Annotated in this window: 16 protein-coding genes and 1 other RNA gene; 8 read left to right on the top strand and 9 right to left on the bottom strand. The window is 52.6% G+C overall.

Annotated elements, in window-relative coordinates:
• Positions 1 to 524: 524 nt before the first annotated feature.
• Together ffs and ACYVJG_RS04400 are read right to left on the bottom strand one after the other, a co-directional pair.
• An RNA gene (gene ffs, locus ACYVJG_RS04405) (signal recognition particle sRNA small type) lies at positions 525 to 623 on the bottom strand.
• 86 nt (positions 624 to 709) lie between these two features.
• Complete coding sequence (locus ACYVJG_RS04400; protein WP_460429974.1) at positions 710 to 1,156, bottom strand: c-type cytochrome; 447 nt, start codon at positions 1,154 to 1,156, stop codon at positions 710 to 712.
• A gap of 176 nt (positions 1,157 to 1,332) precedes the next feature.
• Here ACYVJG_RS04400 and ACYVJG_RS04395 point away from each other — a divergent pair, with 176 nt between their 5' ends.
• The 8 genes from ACYVJG_RS04395 (at position 1,333) to ACYVJG_RS04360 (ending at position 10,852) form a co-directional block, all read left to right on the top strand.
• Complete coding sequence (locus ACYVJG_RS04395; protein ID WP_460429973.1) at positions 1,333 to 1,782, top strand: transcriptional repressor; 450 nt, start codon at positions 1,333 to 1,335, stop codon at positions 1,780 to 1,782.
• Positions 1,767 to 2,726 (top strand): CobW family GTP-binding protein, encoded by a 960-nt coding sequence (locus tag ACYVJG_RS04390; RefSeq protein ID WP_460429972.1) that lies wholly within the window; start codon positions 1,767 to 1,769, stop codon positions 2,724 to 2,726. Before ACYVJG_RS04395 ends, ACYVJG_RS04390 begins: the two co-directional genes overlap by 16 nt.
• Positions 2,727 to 2,852: 126 nt before the next feature.
• Complete coding sequence (locus ACYVJG_RS04385) at positions 2,853 to 3,632, top strand: metal ABC transporter ATP-binding protein (protein ID WP_460429971.1); 780 nt, start codon at positions 2,853 to 2,855, stop codon at positions 3,630 to 3,632.
• Between the two features lie 56 nt (positions 3,633 to 3,688).
• Positions 3,689 to 4,513 (top strand): metal ABC transporter permease, encoded by an 825-nt coding sequence (locus ACYVJG_RS04380; protein ID WP_460429970.1) that lies wholly within the window; start codon positions 3,689 to 3,691, stop codon positions 4,511 to 4,513.
• A gap of 13 nt (positions 4,514 to 4,526) precedes the next feature.
• Complete coding sequence (locus tag ACYVJG_RS04375) at positions 4,527 to 5,432, top strand: metal ABC transporter solute-binding protein, Zn/Mn family (protein ID WP_460429969.1); 906 nt, start codon at positions 4,527 to 4,529, stop codon at positions 5,430 to 5,432.
• Positions 5,433 to 5,726: 294 nt separating this feature from the next.
• Positions 5,727 to 6,362, top strand: coding sequence for a response regulator (locus tag ACYVJG_RS04370; protein WP_460429968.1), 636 nt, complete (start codon positions 5,727 to 5,729; stop codon positions 6,360 to 6,362).
• 44 nt (positions 6,363 to 6,406) lie between these two features.
• Positions 6,407 to 7,876 (top strand): anthranilate synthase component I, encoded by a 1,470-nt coding sequence (gene trpE / locus ACYVJG_RS04365; RefSeq protein ID WP_022652836.1) that lies wholly within the window; start codon positions 6,407 to 6,409, stop codon positions 7,874 to 7,876.
• A 54-nt stretch (positions 7,877 to 7,930) separates the two neighbouring features.
• Positions 7,931 to 10,852 carry an EAL domain-containing protein gene (locus ACYVJG_RS04360; protein WP_460429967.1) on the top strand — a complete coding sequence of 974 codons (2,922 nt, stop codon included), beginning with the start codon at positions 7,931 to 7,933 and terminating at the stop codon, positions 10,850 to 10,852.
• Between the two features lie 4 nt (positions 10,853 to 10,856).
• On the opposite strand, the gene ACYVJG_RS04355 is transcribed toward ACYVJG_RS04360, so the two are convergent.
• The 7 genes from ACYVJG_RS04355 to ACYVJG_RS04325 all read right to left on the bottom strand — a co-directional run bounded on the left by ACYVJG_RS04355 (position 10,857) and on the right by ACYVJG_RS04325 (position 19,298).
• Positions 10,857 to 14,012 (bottom strand): type I restriction endonuclease subunit R, encoded by a 3,156-nt coding sequence (locus tag ACYVJG_RS04355; RefSeq protein ID WP_460429966.1) that lies wholly within the window; start codon positions 14,010 to 14,012, stop codon positions 10,857 to 10,859.
• A 130-nt stretch (positions 14,013 to 14,142) separates the two neighbouring features.
• Positions 14,143 to 14,610, bottom strand: coding sequence for a type II toxin-antitoxin system death-on-curing family toxin (locus ACYVJG_RS04350; RefSeq protein WP_460429965.1), 468 nt, complete (start codon positions 14,608 to 14,610; stop codon positions 14,143 to 14,145).
• A 4-nt stretch (positions 14,611 to 14,614) separates the two neighbouring features.
• Positions 14,615 to 15,637 carry a hypothetical protein gene (locus ACYVJG_RS04345; protein WP_460429964.1) on the bottom strand — a complete coding sequence of 341 codons (1,023 nt, stop codon included), beginning with the start codon at positions 15,635 to 15,637 and terminating at the stop codon, positions 14,615 to 14,617.
• Positions 15,634 to 16,014, bottom strand: a complete 381-nt coding sequence (locus ACYVJG_RS04340; RefSeq protein ID WP_460429963.1) for a Fic/DOC family N-terminal domain-containing protein — start codon at positions 16,012 to 16,014, stop codon at positions 15,634 to 15,636. Before ACYVJG_RS04340 ends, ACYVJG_RS04345 begins: the two co-directional genes overlap by 4 nt.
• A gap of 119 nt (positions 16,015 to 16,133) precedes the next feature.
• Positions 16,134 to 17,435, bottom strand: coding sequence for a restriction endonuclease subunit S (locus ACYVJG_RS04335; RefSeq protein ID WP_460429962.1), 1,302 nt, complete (start codon positions 17,433 to 17,435; stop codon positions 16,134 to 16,136).
• Complete coding sequence (locus ACYVJG_RS04330) at positions 17,425 to 17,616, bottom strand: hypothetical protein (RefSeq protein WP_460429961.1); 192 nt, start codon at positions 17,614 to 17,616, stop codon at positions 17,425 to 17,427. The genes ACYVJG_RS04335 and ACYVJG_RS04330 overlap by 11 nt, the downstream gene beginning before the upstream one ends.
• Positions 17,617 to 17,696: 80 nt before the next feature.
• The gene (locus ACYVJG_RS04325; RefSeq protein WP_460429960.1) at positions 17,697 to 19,298 is read right to left on the bottom strand and encodes a class I SAM-dependent DNA methyltransferase; all 1,602 of its coding nucleotides are present in this window, start codon (positions 19,296 to 19,298) and stop codon (positions 17,697 to 17,699) included.
• Between the last annotated feature and the right edge of the window lie 65 nt (positions 19,299 to 19,363).

Raw genomic sequence — 19,363 nt, 5'->3', positions numbered from 1 at the left:
CATCTAAACGACCCTGTCCTCGCCTCTCCTTTCTGTTCAGAGTGCTATCTTTAACGTTAACCACCACACCATCACTATTCGGTGTTGATATCCGTGATGGCGCCGATTTCATGCCTAGTGTTTACGGTAGGAGCAAGCTTGATTTTGCAATTTCATCTTCCTCGCTTACCAACAAAGAACATTCACTACAGCCTTTCCGACATAAAAACCATGTTGAAAGTTGCAGTGGTTGAATCATTTGTCCTCTCGTTTTGACTAATGAAACAACCGCTCCCTGAATTTTATAAACAATATCTTCAAAAAAACCAGCAAAATTTGCAAAAAACTTTTCTTACTGCGGTTTCTACTGATGGCCATCGCTAAAAAATGACCAATTCATTAGCCATTCTATGCAAAGAATTCGCCCATGACAAACAAGAGAATGTTACATATTGTTCAAAATGCAACATCTTTTCAGTTATAACAGATGAGTTCACAGCAGAAAAATTCAAGAGAAGAAAAATACAACAACAGAATAAAGCGGAGGTGGCGAGCCTTAACCCCGGCACTTGCAAATCATAGCTGTGGCTGCTTCCTTCCGGACCTGACCAGGTTCACTACATTGCAATGCGAGGAGACCCGCCATAGAGACAAGACGGCGGACTATATACCTATCCGTCTTGTTTGACAAGAGTCAAAGAAAAGAAATTTTTATGCTGCTTACAACCGGCTAGTCTTCTTTCTTAAACTGGTCGTGACAGCTTTTACAGGTTTTTTGTACTGCACCAAACTGTGGTTTGATTTGGGCTAAATCACCAGTTTGTGCCACTTGTACCAATTTTGCAGTTTCAGCTTGATGCTGATCGATGGCCTTTTTGAATTCGGCAGGTTTGGTCCAAATGTCAGCGCGGGAGTTGGTTTTGCCCTTGTCGCTACCGGCAGGAAAATGCTCCCATGGTTTTTTTGCCAAAGCATCCATATCGCTGGCCAACTTAGCAAAAGCGGCTTTGTCGTAAGGTTGTTTCCCTTTAATCACCTCGCCCATCTGCTCACCGAACACTTTTTTGTATTCTTTGAAGACCGCTTTACGCGCTTCGATTGGATCTTGGGGGGCAGCATGAGCACCGAGAGCGGTACCAGCCAACACCGCAGCGAACAACAATTTTGTGATACGCATGTTTTTCATCTCCTGTTGTCATAAGACCATGACTGTTTACAACACAAACCGACATAGTATCGGCAAATCATAATTAAGAAAATATTAAACTGATGCCAATGGCGAAAAACTTTTCAGGCTATCTAGCAGCACAGAAATGTTATACAATATCATTTTGATCGCCACTTGCTACATTTATGGACGCTGAACTGTATCTACAGCGCGCAGCATCTCACTGCACCGCTCAAGGCAGCCGCCTCACGCCACTACGCCGCAAAATTTTACAACTCGCACTCGCTCAATCAGGTTTGATCAAAGCCTATCAGCTCCTGCATTGTTTACAAGCCGAACGGGGACTCGACAACGGCGTCGTCGCCCCACCGACCATTTATCGTGCATTAGATTTTCTGGTGGCTCATGGGTTTTTACATCGTGTCGATGCCCTCAACGCTTATGTGGTGTGTCCACATTTTGCCTGTGAACATGATGGCATTATGTTGGTATGTGACCATTGTGGCCAAGTACAAGAGGTTGATGCCGCGCAAAGCCTCAGCTCCCTATGGCAACACTGCCAACAACATGGCTTTCAGCCTCACCAACGCGACTTAGTGCTCACAGGAACGTGTCAACAATGTCAAACAGCCTAAGCACGCCGACTCAAGGTACAACGCCGGTTCACTTGCTGGCTGGATTCCTTGGCACCGGTAAAACCACCACGCTGTTACACCTGTTGGCTCAACGTCCCGCCACAGAAAAGTGGGCGGTTATCGTCAACGAGTTTGGTGAAATCGGCATCGATGGTGTGGTGTTACAACAACAGGACATTGAAGTGCGAGAAATCAGTGGGGGTTGTCTGTGCTGTACCACGGGCCCCCAGTTACCTGTTACTGTCACACGCCTATTGCGCGATCATCAGCCTGATCGTCTGTTCATTGAAACCAGCGGGCTGGCCCATCTGGCAACGTTAGTTGATCAACTAAAACGTCCACCGCTTGGCAATGCACTGGCGATGCAAGCGGTGATCACGCTTGTCGATGTTAGACAATTTTTTGATAGCCAATATCGCGATCATCCGGTATACCGTGACCAAATTCAAATTGCTGATGTTTTGGTTGCCAGCAAAACCGATCTCGCCAGCCCGGAACAGTTGTCGGCCTTCGAACAAGAAGGCACCACGATGTTCCCCCCCAAACAAGCCATCTTGAATATGCAGCATGGCCATCTCAGCCCCGATGTATTGATGATAGGCACGGCCTCGCCAGCCCCGAGTCGCTATCGGCCCAAATTACCTGACGCCGACAGTGCAATTAGCAGTTGTGGTTGGCGTTTTCCGGCACAGCAACGCTTTGATGCCGATCGTGTCGCACAGCTTTTTGATCAGCTGCCACACTTGGTGACAGGGCTATGGCGAGCCAAAGCCGTGTTATACGTTCATCAACAACGCTTGTGGTTTAACTGGAGTGCTGGGCAATGGGGTGTTGAATCTGTGGCATGGCGCGGTGAAAGTCGCTTCGAGCTAATTTGTCATCAAACACAAGATTTTTCCGACCTCGAAGCAGCGTTACACGCCTGTCTGGTTACCGATTATTGAAGCAGGAACAGTTATGCATCATCACACAGGTTTTAGCCTGTTTGCCGCCTCATTGTGGGCGCGGCTGGGTTTGGTTGCCTTGGCAGCAACAGTGTTATGGCTTGGGGTTTATTGGGCAATCTCACGATGAATAGCGTCTCTCTCCCCAACCATGCCGAACTTGGCCTCGACAATCTCACCGTTTCTTATCAACGCCGCCCAGCGATTCATCACCTCAGCGGCAGATTTACCCTCGGCAGCAGCAATGCCATTTATGGGCCGAATGGCGCTGGCAAAAGTACGGTGCTTAAAGCGTTGCTGGGTTTGGTACGTCCGGATCACGGCACAGTGATGTGTCACGGTATCCGCACAGCAGATATTGCTTATCTCCCTCAAGCCAGTGACATCGACCGCAGTTTACCGATCACTGTGGCTGATTTGGTGTTGACGGGGCTATGGCAACGAATTGGCATGTTTCGCGCTGCCGGTAAGACAGGCCGACAACGGGTCAGTGCAGCGCTGACCACCGTCGGTTTATCGGGTTTTGAACATCGTCCGATTTATCAGTTATCGGGTGGTCAATTTCAACGGGTCTTGTTCGCCAGAATTTTGGTCCAAGATGCCAAGGTGATTTTACTCGACGAACCATTCAACTCGATTGATGCCAAGACCACCGAGGAACTGCTGGCACTGATTCACCAATGGGTCTTAGAACAACGTACGGTCATTGCCGTGTTACATGACGAACAACAAGTCCGCAACCATTTCCAACACACGCTTTTACTTGCCCGCGAAATGATTGCATGGGGCCCAACGCACAAAGTGCTCACCCCAGCTCATCTCCAACGTGCACGGATGAACGTAGCCGTATGGGATGAGGCACCGCCAGTCTGCCATCGTGATGATGCCGTTGTAACCGCTTCTTGAGACGTACCGTGACCTTCTACGATTTGTTTTTTGCTCCTTTTGTGGAGTTCAGCTTTATGCGCCGCGCGCTGGTGGGCTGCATTGCCCTCGCCTTTGGCTGCGGCCCGATTGGCTTGTTTTTAGTGATGCGGCGGATGAGTTTAATGGGCGATGCCATGAGCCATGCGGTCTTACCGGGGGCGGCTGTCGGTTATTTATTGGCTGGTTTATCGCTCCCCGCGATGAGCATTGGCGGGTTTATTGCCGGTGTCAGTGTGGTGTTAATCGCTGGTCTTGCCAGCCGCTTTACTGAGTTGAAAGAGGACGCCAGTTTAGCAGCGTTTTACTTATTGTCTTTGGCAGCGGGGGTCTTATTGGTCACCCGTTTTGGCAGCCAAGTCGATTTAATCCATATCTTGTTTGGCTCGGTTCTTGCCGTAGATAACGCCGCACTCTACCTCGTTTCGACTATTGCCACCCTTTCCATGCTAACCCTCGCGGTCATTTATCGACCTCTGTTGTTAGAAAGCCTCGACCCCGCTTTTCTCCGCGCCAGCGGTAACCGTGGCGGGTGGTATTACCAAATTTTTATGCTGTTGGTTGTGTTGAATTTAGTCGCGGGTTTTCAAGCACTGGGCACGCTGATGTCGGTGGGGCTGATGATGATTCCGGCAGTCAGTGCCCGACTCTGGGCGCAATCCATTGGCTATATGTTGCTATTCGCAATTGGTATCGCACTGTTTTCCGGTTATGGCGGTTTGTTACTGTCTTTCCACTTCGATTTGCCGTCTGGCCCAGCGATTATCTTGCTCGCCGGCAGCCTATACGCCATCTCGCTATTGATTGCCCCTGCCGGTGGGGTATTAGGTCGCTATCTTCGCTTACGCCATTTAGAACGTTAGGAATACCCACTCAATGAAAAAATCGCTTCTTGCCCTAAGCCTCAGTGTCAGTTTTGCCGTTCCAGCATGGGCAGCAGAACCCTTGCCGGTGTTAACCAGTTTCAGCATCCTAGCCGACATCACACAACAAGTCGGTGGTGAACGTGTCACGGTCAGCAGTTTAGTTGGCCCCAATCAAGATGCCCATGTGTATCAACCTTCGCCACAAGACGTCAAAAAACTGTTGGCAAGCCGCGTTTTTGTGGTCAATGGTTTAGGATTCGAAGGCTGGATTCAACGCCTGACCCAATCCAGCCAATATCGTGGTCAAACAGTGGTAGCCAGCGAAAAAATCAAACCCCTCGCTGTCAAAACCAGCCATGGACACGATCACGGACATCGCCATGATCACGGAAAAGGTGTCGATCCCCACGCTTGGCACAACCCACAGCATGTCATTCAATATGGCCATACCATTGCACAAGCCTTAGCAAAGGCCGACCCTGCCGGTGCCAGCTATTATCAGCAGCGCGCCCAACAATTTGAACAGCAACTGCGCCAGCTCGACCAATCGATTGAGCAACAGTTTGCCACTATCCCAGTAGCACAACGTAAAGTAATCACTAGCCACGATGCTTTTTCTTATTTAGGACAACGCTATCAAATCCGCTTTCTCGCACCACAAGGGATGAGTACCGAATCGGAAGCCTCTGCCGCCAGCGTCGCCAAATTGGTCAAACAAATTCGCCAAGAGAAGGTTAAAGCGTTGTTTGTCGAAAATATGGCCGACCAACGCCTACTACAGCAAATTTCACAAGAAACCAACGTCAAAGTTGGCGGTAAGTTGTATTCCGATGCTTTGTCCGCAGGGGCACCAGCGGGTTCGTACATTGAGCTAATGCAATATAACGCTAAAAATCTCGCTTCTGCATTGCAATAATTGCGCTAGAATTGCCACCCATCCCCTGTTTTCCTTTATAAATTAGGGGGTGGGTGTTTATTTTCTTTGACATTGGCGTTTAATTTGTTAAATTAGACCAAACATAGCTTGTCTAACACAATTCTTTGTCCTGTTTATTCAGCTACCGAGGCAAAATTCCTGTCTCACATCCGCTTGGCTGCAAACTTTGGTCACGGTTACTGACAAAAATTTTAGGTATTTGTCCATAACAGTGCTCATCTTTGACAAAAAATCGGATAAAGTAGCGTTTTTGTTATTCTGAACGAGGTTTGCATGTCTCGCACACCCAATACGTCCCAATCAGCAGCTCTCGACGCCGACTCGCCTGATGCTTTCTGCAGCACACGCCAAGCCGCCACTCGTCTTGGTGTGTCAGTAGGGACAGTACAGCAAATGGTCGAACAAGGCGTGCTATCTGGTTGGAAAACCGCCGGTGGACACCGCCGGATTAGTCTACGTTCGCTTGAAACGCTGCTGCGCTCCCGCGTTGGCGCAACGTCCTCATCTGACGCACACACGCTGTCAGTGCTGATCGTTGAAGATGATCCTTTCGAACAAGCGTTCTATCGCGAAACGCTGGCCGAAATGAAATTGCCATTAAAATTAGAAATCGTTGGTAATGGTTTTGATGGTTTGCTGGTTGTCGGTCGTCAACGCCCTGATGTGTTGATCTCTGACTTGATGTTGCCCGGGATGGATGGCTTTTTGATGATTCGCGCCCTGCGTGCCGATCCAGATTTATCCTATCTTGATATTGTCGTCGTCAGTGGCCTCAGCAGCGAAGAAATCGCCGAGCGTGGTGGTTTACCAGAAGATGTGACTGTCTTTTCCAAGCCTATTCCTTTCCGTGAATTACACGGCTATTTACTCGCTAAACGTATCCAGCTCGGTCGACGCGGCGCACGCTAATTCCTTTCTGCCAGCCCGTCTGCATGATATCCGGAAGTTTTAATATGCTGAATCAATCAGAATTTGACGCGCTGGCGGCACAGGGATATAACCGTATCCCCGTTACGCTGGCTTTATTTGCCGACCTCGACACGCCCTTGTCGGTTTATTTGAAGCTAGCCAACCAACCTTATTCCTATTTGCTTGAATCGGTTGTCGGCGGGGAACGGTTTGGTCGTTACTCTTTTATTGGCCTACCTGCGGCAACCCGCTTGCGGGTGAATGGTAAACGGGTACAAGTCGAACACGGTGATCGAGTCCTCGAAACCCACGATGGTGACCCACTGGCGTTTATCGAAGCATTTCAAAATCGCTTTTCTACCCCACCACAGCAAGGTCTACCGCGCTTTTGTGGCGGTCTTGTCGGTTATTTCGGTTATGAAACGATCAAGCTGATCGAGAAAAAATTGGCCGATTGCCCAAACAAAACCGACACAATCGGCACCCCCGATATTTTGTTAATGCTGTCAGAAGAACTGGCCGTGGTAGACAATTTATCGGGCAAATTGCATTTGGTCGTGTATGCCGACCCAGCCGTCCCAAATAGCTATCAAAAAGCCCTTGCACGCTTGGAAGTATTACGGCAAAAACTGCGTGAGCCGACGCCGATGCCGCTGTCGAGTCCATCTCAAGTGACCACAGCACACAGTGTATGGGGACAAGAGGCGTTTAAAGACGCAGTGAGCCGCAGCAAAGCTTATATCCAAGCGGGTGACATCATGCAGGTGGTGTTATCACAGCGGATGGAAATGCCTTTTAGCGACAGTCCACTGTCACTGTATCGCGCCCTACGCAGCCTCAATCCCTCGCCCTATTTGTTCTTCTACCATTTTGATGATTTTCATGTCGTCGGAAGCAGCCCTGAAATTCTCGTACGCCAAGAAAACCGAACGGTCACCGTCCGCCCAATCGCCGGTACCCGTGTGCGCGGTCAAACACGCGAAGAAGATCAAGCACTCGCAGAGGACTTGCTGGCCGATCCCAAAGAGATTGCTGAGCATGTGATGTTGATGGATTTGGGCCGCAATGATGTTGGTCGTGTTTCGGAAACTGGCTCAGTGCAGGTCACTGATCGCATGGTGATCGAAAAATATTCACACGTAATGCACATCGTCTCTAGTGTGGAAGGCCGTTTGCAAAAGCAACTCGGTAATCTGGATGTGCTAAAAGCGACTTTCCCAGCAGGGACTCTATCTGGTGCGCCCAAAGTCCGCGCCATGGAAATCATTGATGAACTAGAACCGATTAAGCGTGGGATCTACGGCGGTGCCGTCGGTTATCTCGGTTTTAACGGTGATATGGACTTGGCGATTGCGATTCGGACAGCGGTGATTAAGGATGGCACCTTGTTTGTGCAAGCGGGTGCCGGTGTGGTGGCCGACTCGGTCCCAGAAAGCGAATGGCAGGAAACGTGCAATAAAGCCCGCGCTGTGCTGCGCGCCGCCGAATTGGTGCAACACGGTTTGGATGCCTAATGCCCTGATTGACAAAATCAGGGTATAATTGCCCGACATAATAGGGCAATAGATATGACAAAGCAAAAAGCCGTTCTCACACCCTTACTCACTGCCTCCCGAGCAAGTGTGATACTGTTTTTGCTGTATTTGCTCAGTGGCTGGGTGTCGTTGCTATTAATCGCACCACCCGGCTACGCCATCCCCATTTATCCCCCTGCCGGTTTTGCCCTTGCCTTTGCTCTGATCTATGGCGTTCGGGTTTGGCCGGCGGTGTTGTTCGGCTCTATCGGCATCCAATGGTTATTAAACACCTCACAACCGATGTCGAGTGGTATTGGCTGGCCGATGCTGTCCTTTATCCCCCTTGGGGCGGTATTACAGATGTGGGTAGGACACCGCCTTGCTAAAACGCTACTCCCCTTCCCGTACGCCTTAGATACCCCAAGCAGTATTGCGCGGTTTTTACTGATTATTGCACCACTGGGTTGTCTCATCAGTGCCGGTGTGGGGATTGCCACGCTCTATTTTGCCGGTCATCTCAAAGGTGATGATCTTGGCTTTAATTTATGGAGTTGGTGGATCGGCGACACCCTCGGGGTGTTGATTGTCACGCCCTTGGTATTTGCCTTGTTGGGCCAACCGCGTAGCGATTGGATAGGCCGCCGTTTAGTGATTGTGTTGCCGCTTATCGTGGCACTGTCGGTGGTTGCAGTTGCACATACCCATATCAACCGCTGGGAGAAACAACGGCTGGCAAGCGAATTTGAACGCGATGCCAATCACCTCAGCCAATTGCTCAGCCATCGGCTACGCGTGCAAAACGATATGGTTTTTGCACTGGAGCGGTTTTTGATTTTGCACCGCAATTTAACCGCCGCTGATTTCAAAACATTTGTCTCTGCTTGGTTACCTCGTTATCCCGGTTCACAAAATATCGGCTGGAGCCCGATGGTACCGGAAAGCCAACGCACCACATTTGAACAACACTGGCAACAACAACTGCAACAGCCCGATTTTTCCATTCTGGTGCGCGACCCAAACGGCAAAACCTTCCCCGCCCCCACGGCATCGCATTATTTGCCAATTTTATTTGTTGAACCATTACAAAAAAATCTCAGTGTCCGAGGCCTCGATCCACTGGGTTTTGCCCCCACTCGTTCTGCGATTGAAACTGCGCTCCATAGCGGCAACCCCTCAGCCGCCCAAGCCATTCGCCTAGTACAAGAAGCCCATCATCAAAAAGAACAGCGCGGCATTGCGGTCTATCACGCCGTGTATGCACCAGCGGCAACCCCAAATGAAAAACCCACCTGGCTAGGGGTGATTTCGACCGTGTTTCGGATGGATGATGTGTTACAAGCCACGTTGGGCAATCCCAGCGAGCAAATTGAAATTTGCCTAGTCGATATTTTTTCACCACCAAGTAAACAGCGACTCTCGGGACCAGACGGCTGTCAATACAACAGTTGGTTGGCCGGCCACCACCCGATTTATCGAGAAACCTTACAATTTAGCGGTCGTGAATGGGAATTACGCTTGCGTCCAACAGAATTGTATTTGGCCCATAAACGGACATGGGCAGCATGGTTTATGTTGGCAGCCAGCTTAGGTTCGGTGGCGGTCTTGGGCGCTTTCTTACTCTTAATCAGTGGCCGCACACGGCGAGTCGAGGAACACATCGAATATCTCGCCCACTACGATGTGTTGACCAACTTACCAAACCGCAATTTATGGCGGCAACAAGCAGAAGAAGCGATTGGTGAAGCACAAAAATATCAAGATAAACTGGCTATCTTGTTTTTAGACCTCGATCACTTCAAAACCGTGAATGATTCGCTCGGTCATCCTGTTGGCGATCAACTCTTAACCATCGTGGCAGACCGCCTGTCGTCCTGCCTGCGGCAAGAAGATGTGTTGGCCCGACAAGGGGGCGATGAGTTTGTCTTAGTCTTGCCAGCCCTCGACAATCCACAGCAAGCGGGGGTTGTCGCACAGCGTATGTTGACCACCCTTGGGCAAAAAGTTGACATTGAAGGGCACGAATTAAAACCCTCCATGAGTATCGGTATTGCCATTTACCCCGAAGATGGCGAAGACATCGATACATTGTTGCGTCATGCCGATTTAGCCATGTATAGCGCCAAAGCCGATGGCCGCAACAGTTACCGTTTCTTTGAAGAAGAAATGAATGCCCGCGCTTTAGAGCGTTTGATGTTGGAAAGCGCACTACGACGTGCGATTGAACGAGATGAGTTAGTGTTGTTCTATCAAGCGCAATTTGATACGGAACAGCAAGGCTTTTTTGGTTGTGAAGCATTGGTTCGTTGGCGACATCCTGAAATGGGGATGATTTTGCCAGCACAATTTATCCCAGTCGCAGAGGAATCAGGGTTGATTGTGCCGATGGGAGAATGGATTTTGCGCGAGGCGTGCCGACAACAAGTGCGCTGGCAAATGGAAGGCAAGCACATCATTATTGCGATTAACATTTCGGCACTGCAATTTGCCAAGCCCGACTTTGTCACCACTGTCGCAAAAATTTTGCAAGAAACGGAAGCCGACCCTGCCTTTATCGAGCTGGAAATTACCGAAAGTGCATTGATGCAAAACAGCGAGGTTTTACAAAAACGCTTACAAGCGTTGCGTGATTTGGGCCTGACCCTCGCCTTAGATGATTTTGGCACCGGCTATTCTTGCCTTGCCTATCTCAAACAGCTGCCGATTAGCCGCATTAAACTCGACCGTTCTTTTGTCAAGGAACTGCCAACCGACAGTGAGGATATTGCGATCGCCAGTGCAACGCTGTCATTGGCACACAATCTGGGAATGGAAGTGGTCGCTGAAGGGGTCGAGAACGAAGATCAAAAGATCTTTTTGGAAGGGCTGGGCTGCCGTTTTATGCAAGGCTATTTCTTCGCCCGTCCCACCGCCCCCGACCATTTTTTACACGTTCCACAACTGAAATCCGTACCGGTGACGGGAGTTGTGGTGTAATTGGCTACACCCACATTTCCCCCAGCGCCTCAGCTTGTTGTAGCACCAATTCCACCGCAGCATCCTGCTGATCCGGCGGGTATTTATACTTGCGCAGGATGCGCCGGACCATCAGGCGCAGTTTCGCCCGGACGCTTTCCCGGGCTGACCAATCGACGGTGATGTTCTGGCGCAGGTTCTCGGTCAGTTCGTGGGCGATTTTCTTGAGCGTTTCGTCGGAAAGTTCGCGCACGGCGGATTCATTGTCCGCCAGCGCATCATAGAAGCGCACTTCGTCCTCGCTCAGCCCCAGTGCCTCGCCCCGATGGGCAGCGGCGCGGAACTTCTTCGCCATTTCGATCAGTTCCTCGATGACCTGAGCGGTTTCGATGGCGCGGTTCTGGTAGCGCTTGATGACGTTGGTGAGCAGCTCGCTGAATTTCTTCTCCTGCACCAGATTGCCGGCAAAGCGGCTCTTGATCTCGCCCTCCAGCAGGCGCTCCAGCAGTTCCACCGCCAGATTGCGTTCGGGCAGGTTTTTGACCTCGGCGAGGAATGCGTCGTCGAGAATGCCGATGTTCGGCTTGTCGAGGCCGACGGCATCGAAGACATCAACCACATCTTCCGACACCACCGCCGAGCCGATGATCTGCCGGATCGCCAGCTCACGCTCCTCGTCGGTTTTCTTTTTCTGGCTGATGTCCTTCTTGGTCAGAATCACCTTCACGGCCTGCAAGAAAGCCACTTCTTCGCGCACGGCCTTGGCTTCATCCAAGGTGCAGCAAAGAGAAAAAGCCTTGCTCATCGCCAGCGCGGTGTCGGCAAAGCGCTTCTTGCCGTCTTTCTGGCCCAGCATATGGTCGGCAGCGCCAGCGAGCCGCTTGTGGCTGGCGGTGAGGAAATCGCTGTAATCGTAGCCGTGCAGCAGGCCGCGCAGGATGTCGAGCTTTTCGGCCAGCACGGCATAGGCTTCGGCGGCATCCACGGTGGGACGACCGCGTCCCTGGCTGGCGGTGTATTCCTTGAGCGCCGATTTCAGCTCGTTGGCGATGCCGATGTAGTCGACCACCAGTCCGCCCTGCTTGTCCTTGAATACGCGATTGACCCGAGCGATGGCCTGCATCAGGTTGTGGCCCTTCATCGGCTTGTCGACGTAGAGCGTGTGCACACAGGGCGCGTCGAAGCCGGTGAGCCACATGTCGCGCACGATGACCAGCTTCAGGTCATCTTTCGGATCTTTGAAGCGTTTTTCCAGCCGTTTCTTGACCTGTCCGCTGTAGATGTGCGGCCGCAGCAGCGCCTTGTCGCTGGCCGAGCCGGTCATCACGATCTTGATGGCGCCCTTTTCCGGGTCGGGGTCGTGCCAGTCCGGACGCAGTTTGACGATCTCGTTGTAGAGATGGACGCAAATCTCCCGGCTCATGGCGACGACCATCGCCTTTCCGGACTGCGCCTTGTTGCGTTCCTCGAAGTGGGCCACCAGATCAGCCGCAACGCTGGCAATCCGGGGTTCGGCACCGACCACCTTCTCCAGTGCCGCCCATTTGCTTTTCAACTTCGCTTGCTGGCCTTCTTCCTCATCCTCCGCCAGTTCATCCACTTCATCGTCGATGGCTGGCAGTTCGTCCTGCTTGAGCGACAGTTTGGCCAGCCGTGACTCGAAGTAGATGGCAACGGTGGCACCATCCTCCTTGGCCTGCTGCATGTCGTAGACGTGGATGTAGTCGCCGAACACGGCGCGCGTGTCGCGGTCTTCGCTGGAAACCGGAGTGCCGGTGAAGGCGACGAAGGTGGCATTGGGCAGCGCGTCGCGCAGATGCTGGGCATAGCCAACTTGATAACGCATCACAGGCTCCGCCGCCTGCAAGACGTGTTCATCATTGGCGGCGGGTCGTGCGATTGTTCGCGGTTTCAAGGTTTTTATTTTTGCCTCAAAACCATATTGGGTGCGGTGGGCTTCATCAGCAATCACAACAATATTGCTGCGCTCGGACAAAATCGGAAACGTGTCTTCATCCTCACCGAGCATAAATTTCTGGATGGTGGCAAAAACAATCCCCCCCGAGGGTCGGTTGCCCAGCTTGGCGCGGAGGTCTTGCCGGGTGTTCGCTTGCACCGGCTGTTCGCGCAACAAGTCCTGCGCCAGCGAAAACACCCCGAACAACTGACCATCCAGATCGTTGCGGTCAGTGATCACCACGATGGTCGGGTTCTCCATCGCGGTTTCCTGCATCACCCGGGCCGCGAAGCAGGTCATGGTGATGCTCTTGCCGCTGCCTTGGGTATGCCAGACCACGCCGCCCTTGTGGCGAATTTTTGCTTCTGCGCCGGGGCGCGAAGACACCACCACCTGCCGGATGGCGGCACGAACCGCATGGAACTGGTGATAGCCGGCGACCTTCTTGACCAAGGTGCCGTCATCTTCAAACAGCACGAAGAAACGCAGGTAATCGAGCAGCACGGCCGGCGCGAGCAGGCCGCGCACCAGCGTTTCCAGTTCGCTGAACTGGCCGAGCGGATCGAGGGTGACGCCGTCAATCGTTCGCCACTGCATGAAGCGCTCGGCACTGGCCGACAGCGAGCCCAGCCGGGCCTCAGTACCATCGGCAATGACCAGCAGCTCGTTGTATTGAAAAACGTCGGGAATCTGCGCTTTGTAGGTCTGGATCTGGTCAAAGGCCTTCCAGATATCCGCGTTCTCGTCGGCCGGGTTTTTCAGTTCCAGCAGCACCAGCGGCAGGCCATTGACGAACAGGATGATATCTGGGCGGCGGGTGTGGTGAGGGCCTTTGATGGAAAACTGGTTCACCGCCAGCCATTCGTTCTTCTTCGGATTGGCCCAGTCGATCAGGCGGACGAAATCGCCGCGTGTTTCACCATCTTTCTGATATTCAACCGGCACACCGCTAACCAGCAGTTTGTGGAAATAGCGGTTGGCTGATAGCAAGATAGGCACCCCCAAATCCATCACTTGTTTGAGTGCATCTTCCTTGGCGAGGGTGGGAATGTCGGGATTTAGGCGGTGAATGGCCTCGCGTAAGCGGAGGGGCAGCAGCACCTGTTGGTGGTTGTCGCGTTCGGGGTTCTCGCTATCAGGCGCAATGGCCGAGCCGTACAGATGGCGGTAGCCAACTTCCTCCAGCCAGCCGAGGGTTTCTTGTTCGAGTTGGTCTTCGGTCATGCCCGTGGTTTCCTCAACTTTTCAAGCACTGTCAGTTTTTTGTTCTAAAATCTATGCCAAAGTGGATTGGGGTTCCCTGTCGGTGCTCTGGCCTCGGTGGATACATCGGGGCCTTTCGCTTTTCTGGGGCTCAGCTTTTGTTCGGATCATCATCCATTTGGCCGTGTCCCATGGCTTCAACCAAGTCCAGCTTCAGATCATCAGGGAAATCATCGTCTTCGATCAGGGAAACGACCACTCGCTGAAGCAAAGCTTTGTCAATCGTTCCTTCAGCCACAGCCACAACAATGTTTTCCATCTGGATCATAAACTGCGGCACGCAATAGTCATAGCCGTTCAGTGTCAGGAAATAGGCACCCAAGGTTAAGCTGGAGCGTTTGTTGCCATCGTTGAAGGCGTGGAACTTGTTGATACCGAAAATCAGATGTGTCAACTTAGCATCAAAGGTGGGGTAGTAATCATCGTTCTGGATGTGATCCAGAACACTCTTTAGTTGCCCCAAATCCTTCAGCCCTAGCAGCCCCCCGGAATGTTTAATGATCCAGTCATGTATATCCACGGCCTGTTGGACGTCGAAATACAGCGTCAGCGAAGTCATGGCGTCAGCGGTCTTTCAGCCGCTGAAGCACGGCCAGCAACTTTGGGTCTGACAGGCGTTCTTCGAGCGCCTGAGTACGCTCCCCAAGGAAGCGTTCAAAATCCGCCTCGGGTACGGCCTGAACATACGCCTCCAGCTTCTGATGCAGGGCCTCACGAAAACCCAGATCACGGCTGGCCATGCGAGTGCGGGCGTCCTCAATCAAGGGTTTGAGGTAGGGGCTGGCGGCGGCTTCAGCGAGTAATAGGTCCACTTCCGCTGGTTTGAGCTTGCGCTCCAGTTGCCGGGCTTGTTGCTGAATGGTGACGGCCAGCCCGCTTTCGAAGCTGGCCAGAGTTTTCAACACCTCAGCATACATGGTGTCGCGTGTGCTATCACCATCGGCCAGGCGCAACACCTGCTTGTATTCACGGGCGTTCTCGCAGAAGACCGCCTGGTAAATTTTGTCTGTGAACACTGCGTACTTGTGGTTACCCATGTCAACGTGGTCACGCAGCGCATTGGTGAATTGCTTGCGGTAGCTGTCTTCCATGAAAGCCGAGGGAAGATAATCTTGATCTCGCTGATTGATAAACCGCGTATGTCCACCCGTGCGTTCAGCCACCACATCCAGCACGATATCCAGCATCCGGCTGCGAATGGCCTTGGCCCTTTCGCTTTCGGTCACCAGCATGGCGATGTTCAGTACCGCTCGGAATGAGAATACCCCCAGCGCAGGCACTTTGGCGCCAATCAAGTCGGCGACATGAATGTCGTCGACTTGAGCTAACTTCAGGGTTTTTAAGGGTTTTCCTTTGAGGATTCGGTAGCCGTTCTGTTTAAGCTCCGTCTCGTGGCTGGCGAGATAGCGGTCGATGGTCCGCTCATCAATGGCCAGTAGTTCCGCCACATGCGATTTGAAGAAAAATACCTCACCTTCGACGCGCAAACCTCCCAAGGCGAGGTGTTCCTCCAGCTTGCTCAGGGCATAGCGGTTGTTGAGGACATTACTGCGCGCAACGACTGAAGTGGTCAGGTCCTTGCTCATAACTCCTCCCTGCCGATGTCATCCAGTGCCAGTTCGGCATTGACCGCCAGCGCTGCCCGTTGCCGGACTTGGTCAAAGCCCAAGCGAAGCGCTTGTCGGTAACGCAACACCTCTTTGGCTGCGGGGTTGGCAAAGGACTCTGGCAGCACATCGTCCTTGAACAACTCGTCGTGTGTGGTGACGATATTTTCGATTTCCGAACTGTCCTTGGCTTCTTGCAGCCCCAAGGCGTTGATCAGGATGCCTTGGTTGGGTATGGAGGCGGCAATCCCTTTCAATTCTGCGAGCTTGCGGCTGGCACTGGCAAGACGCTTCAGGATGGCTGGCGACTCAAAGCGAACAGGGTTCAGCGAGGAAAGGGAGGGAAGTGACGACATATCAGGCTCTTCTTAGACGGAACGTGTATAGAAAACAGGAGTTTTTATACAGATAACCTCTGACATGTATAGAAAAGCAAATTTTTTAAGCAGATTAGAGCGGATGTGTATAGAAATGCTCATGTTGCTGCCTCCACCATCACTTCAGCCTCTGGCAAGCGGAGCTGACCGGAGATCAGGCGGGGCAGCATGGTGTCGCGGAGGGTCGCGAGGGTTTGGGCTTGGTGTATGTTTGCATTCATACGCGCCACCAGAGGGCGAATCGCTTCATTCAGTTCCATTGCAACTTCTGTTGGTTGAATACAAATCGGATAAGCCGCCAAGTCTTTCCAGTTTACGCGGGGCATCTTTGCGCCGTTGGAAAGGCGGTTGGCATACTCAATCAATGTCTCGCTGAACAAGTGCATTGCCACAACACCAAAATACTCTGTGGTTCGGGGCTGACAGACCAAAATATCCGTCGAGCAAACGCCCGAGAACGGAGCAATAACCACCTTGTGGAAATAAGGCCGCAGCTTGCCGAACAAAATGTCGCCCTCGGAAAAAGCTGCCTTTGCGCTTTCCAAACCTTCAGCATTGCCCCAAGCCGTCAAGCTCAGTGATTTACGCGGCATGTGCTCAAGTCCGATGTAGTGTAAATCGGCGTGCAGATCGGAAACCTGCATTTGCTGTCTTGCAGTCTGTGCAACGTCACCGAGTGTCCCAACCCGCCACCCCTTCGGCACCAAGCCCAATTCCGATTCCTCGAAGCTGTCGGGAAAGAGGGCGGCGGTGGCGTCACTCATGCCTTCCGGGGCGCGGCCTGCCTGCTTGGCGCGGACGGGGTCGAAATCGACAAACCACGACTTGAACAGCACCTGCGCGATGGCTTCGAGCGTGGCATTGGTTTCGCGCAGGAGGGTGATGCGGTCGTCGAGGGCACCCAGCGTGGCTGCAATTTCTCGCTGAGTACCGATGGGGGGTAAGCGGAGCTTGAACTTGAAGCAATCTCCAACCCTTATGTGACTTACAACTGATCCCGACCCCTCATGACTGCCAAACTGGTGCTGTAGCGAGGGGGACAAGAATGAATACAGCAAGAAGCGAGGGTCCATCACCTTCGGGTTAGCTCGGTACTGCATCAGCCTCTGACCGAGGAATACCCCTTCGGCTTCTTTGACCAACCCAACCTCACCAATTGGAGCCTCGCGAGTGAGAATGACATCCCCACGCTGCAACTTCGCGCGGCGAGTCCATTTTTCGTAGGTATTTTCATCGACATACCGACATTCGCTGAGGTCGATTTGGCCCCGTCTCACATTGGTTGTGCGAATCATCCTAAACGGGGTCTCATCGGCAATGACCGGAGCGGTCTTATTCACGCAGTCAACAATGAGGTCGCAGACATCCTCAACTGCGACTGTCGGCCACTCAGAACTCATACCCCAGCCCCCCAGCTTCTGCCGGTGCGATGGTTTCATCTTGATGGCTTGGGTAGATATTTCCCGCATCAAGAAACGTCACCAAAACCAGAGCCGGCTCAGATCGTGATGGAACGGGAGTTTCGTCAACGAAACGTATTTGGCCATTGGGTTCCAGAACGGCCTCGTAGGTTTGCAACATGGTCGTACTCCTGAAATTCTCCAATCAATGATTGGAGTTTTGCCGTCCAATTTGAATAATGCAAGCACCGCTTGCACAAATTAGAACTCATACCCCAGCCCCCCCAGCTTCTGCCGGATCAGTGCATCCAGCTCCGCGCCCTTGGCCATCTGCTCGCCCAGTTTTTCGGTGAGTTTCTGCATCTTCTCGGCAAAGGCTTCGTCGTCGTCCTCGACTTCTTCGGCGCCGACGTAGCGGCCCGGGGTGAGCACATGGCCGTGCTGGGCGATCTCGTCCAGTTTGACGCTGCGGCAATAGCCGGGGATGTCTTGGTAAGGTGTTTGCCCTTCGACAGGCTCAGGGCAAACGGTTGTGGATTCCGTTTGTGCTGAGCTTGTCGAAGCACGCCAAGCGGCGACGGTGTTGCCGATGCGCTCGATGATTTCATCGGTCAGTTCAGCCTGCACCCGGCTGATCATACGGCCCAACTTGCGAGCGTCGATGAACAGCACTTCGCCTTGGCGGGTTTGTTTCTGCTTGGCAAGGAACCACAGGCAGGCGGGGATTTGGGTGTTGAAGAAGAGTTGGCCGGGCAAGGCGACCATGACTTCCACCACGTCGGCCTCGAGCATCGCGGCGCGGATGCTGCCCTCGTTGTTCTGGCTGGAACTCATCGAGCCGTTGGCGAGCACGATGCCGGCGCGGCCGTTGGGCTTGAGGTGATAGAGCATGTGCTGCAGCCAAGCGTAGTTGGCGTTGCCCTGCGGCGGGGTGCCATAGACCCAGCGCGGGTCGCCTTCCAGACTGCCGTGCCACCAGTCGCTGATGTTGAAGGGCGGGTTAGCGAGGATGAAGTCGGCGCGTAAATCCGGGTGCTGATTGCGGGTGAAGGTGTCGCCCGGTTCGCGGCCGAGATTGAAGTCGATGCCGCGAATGGCGAGATTCATCGCCGCCAGCCGCCAGGTGGTCGGGTTCGATTCCTGGCCGTAGATGGACACGTCGCCAATTTTTCCGCCGTGCGCTTCGATGAATTTTTCCGACTGTACGAACATGCCGCCCGAGCCACAGCAGGGGTCATAGACCTTGCCGTGGTGCGGTGCCAGCACAGCGACCAATGTTTTGACGATGGAGGCCGGCGTGTAGAACTGGCCGCCCTTCTTGCCCTCGGCGCTGGCGAACTGGCCGAGGAAATATTCATAGACCTGCCCGAGAATATCGCGAGCAGTGCTGACATCGTCGCCAAAACCGATAGAGGAAATGAGATCGACCAACTCACCGAGCTTGCCATCTGGCAACTGGGCACGGGCGTAGCGTTTATCGAGGATTCCTTTCAGACGGGGGTTTTGCTGCTCGATGACGGTGAGGGCTTCATCAATACGTTTCCCAATATCTGGCTGTTTCGCTGCAGCGCGTAACTTCTCCCAACGAGCCGCCTCTGGTACCCAAAAAACATTGGCCGCAGTGTAGTAATCACGCTCTTCTAACTCTTCCGCAAGCATCTCAGCATCAGCGTCACCCACAAAATACTCGTCGTTTTCATCTGCAAAACGCACGGTCAATTCAGCACGACACGCGGAAAAAGTGTCCGAGACATATTTCAGAAAAATCAGGCCAAGAACGAGGTGTTTGTATTCTGCTGCGTCCATATTGGCGCGTAACTTATCGGCAGCAGCCCAAAGCGTTTTTTGAATATCGTGAATCATCTGTTTATATCCGGTTTTCTACCCATCAACACAGGGAAAAATGGTGACAAATTTAGCATTAAAAA

It is taken from the genome of Aquaspirillum soli (assembly GCF_054781915.1).
This window is presented reverse-complemented; position numbering and strand designations above follow the sequence as displayed.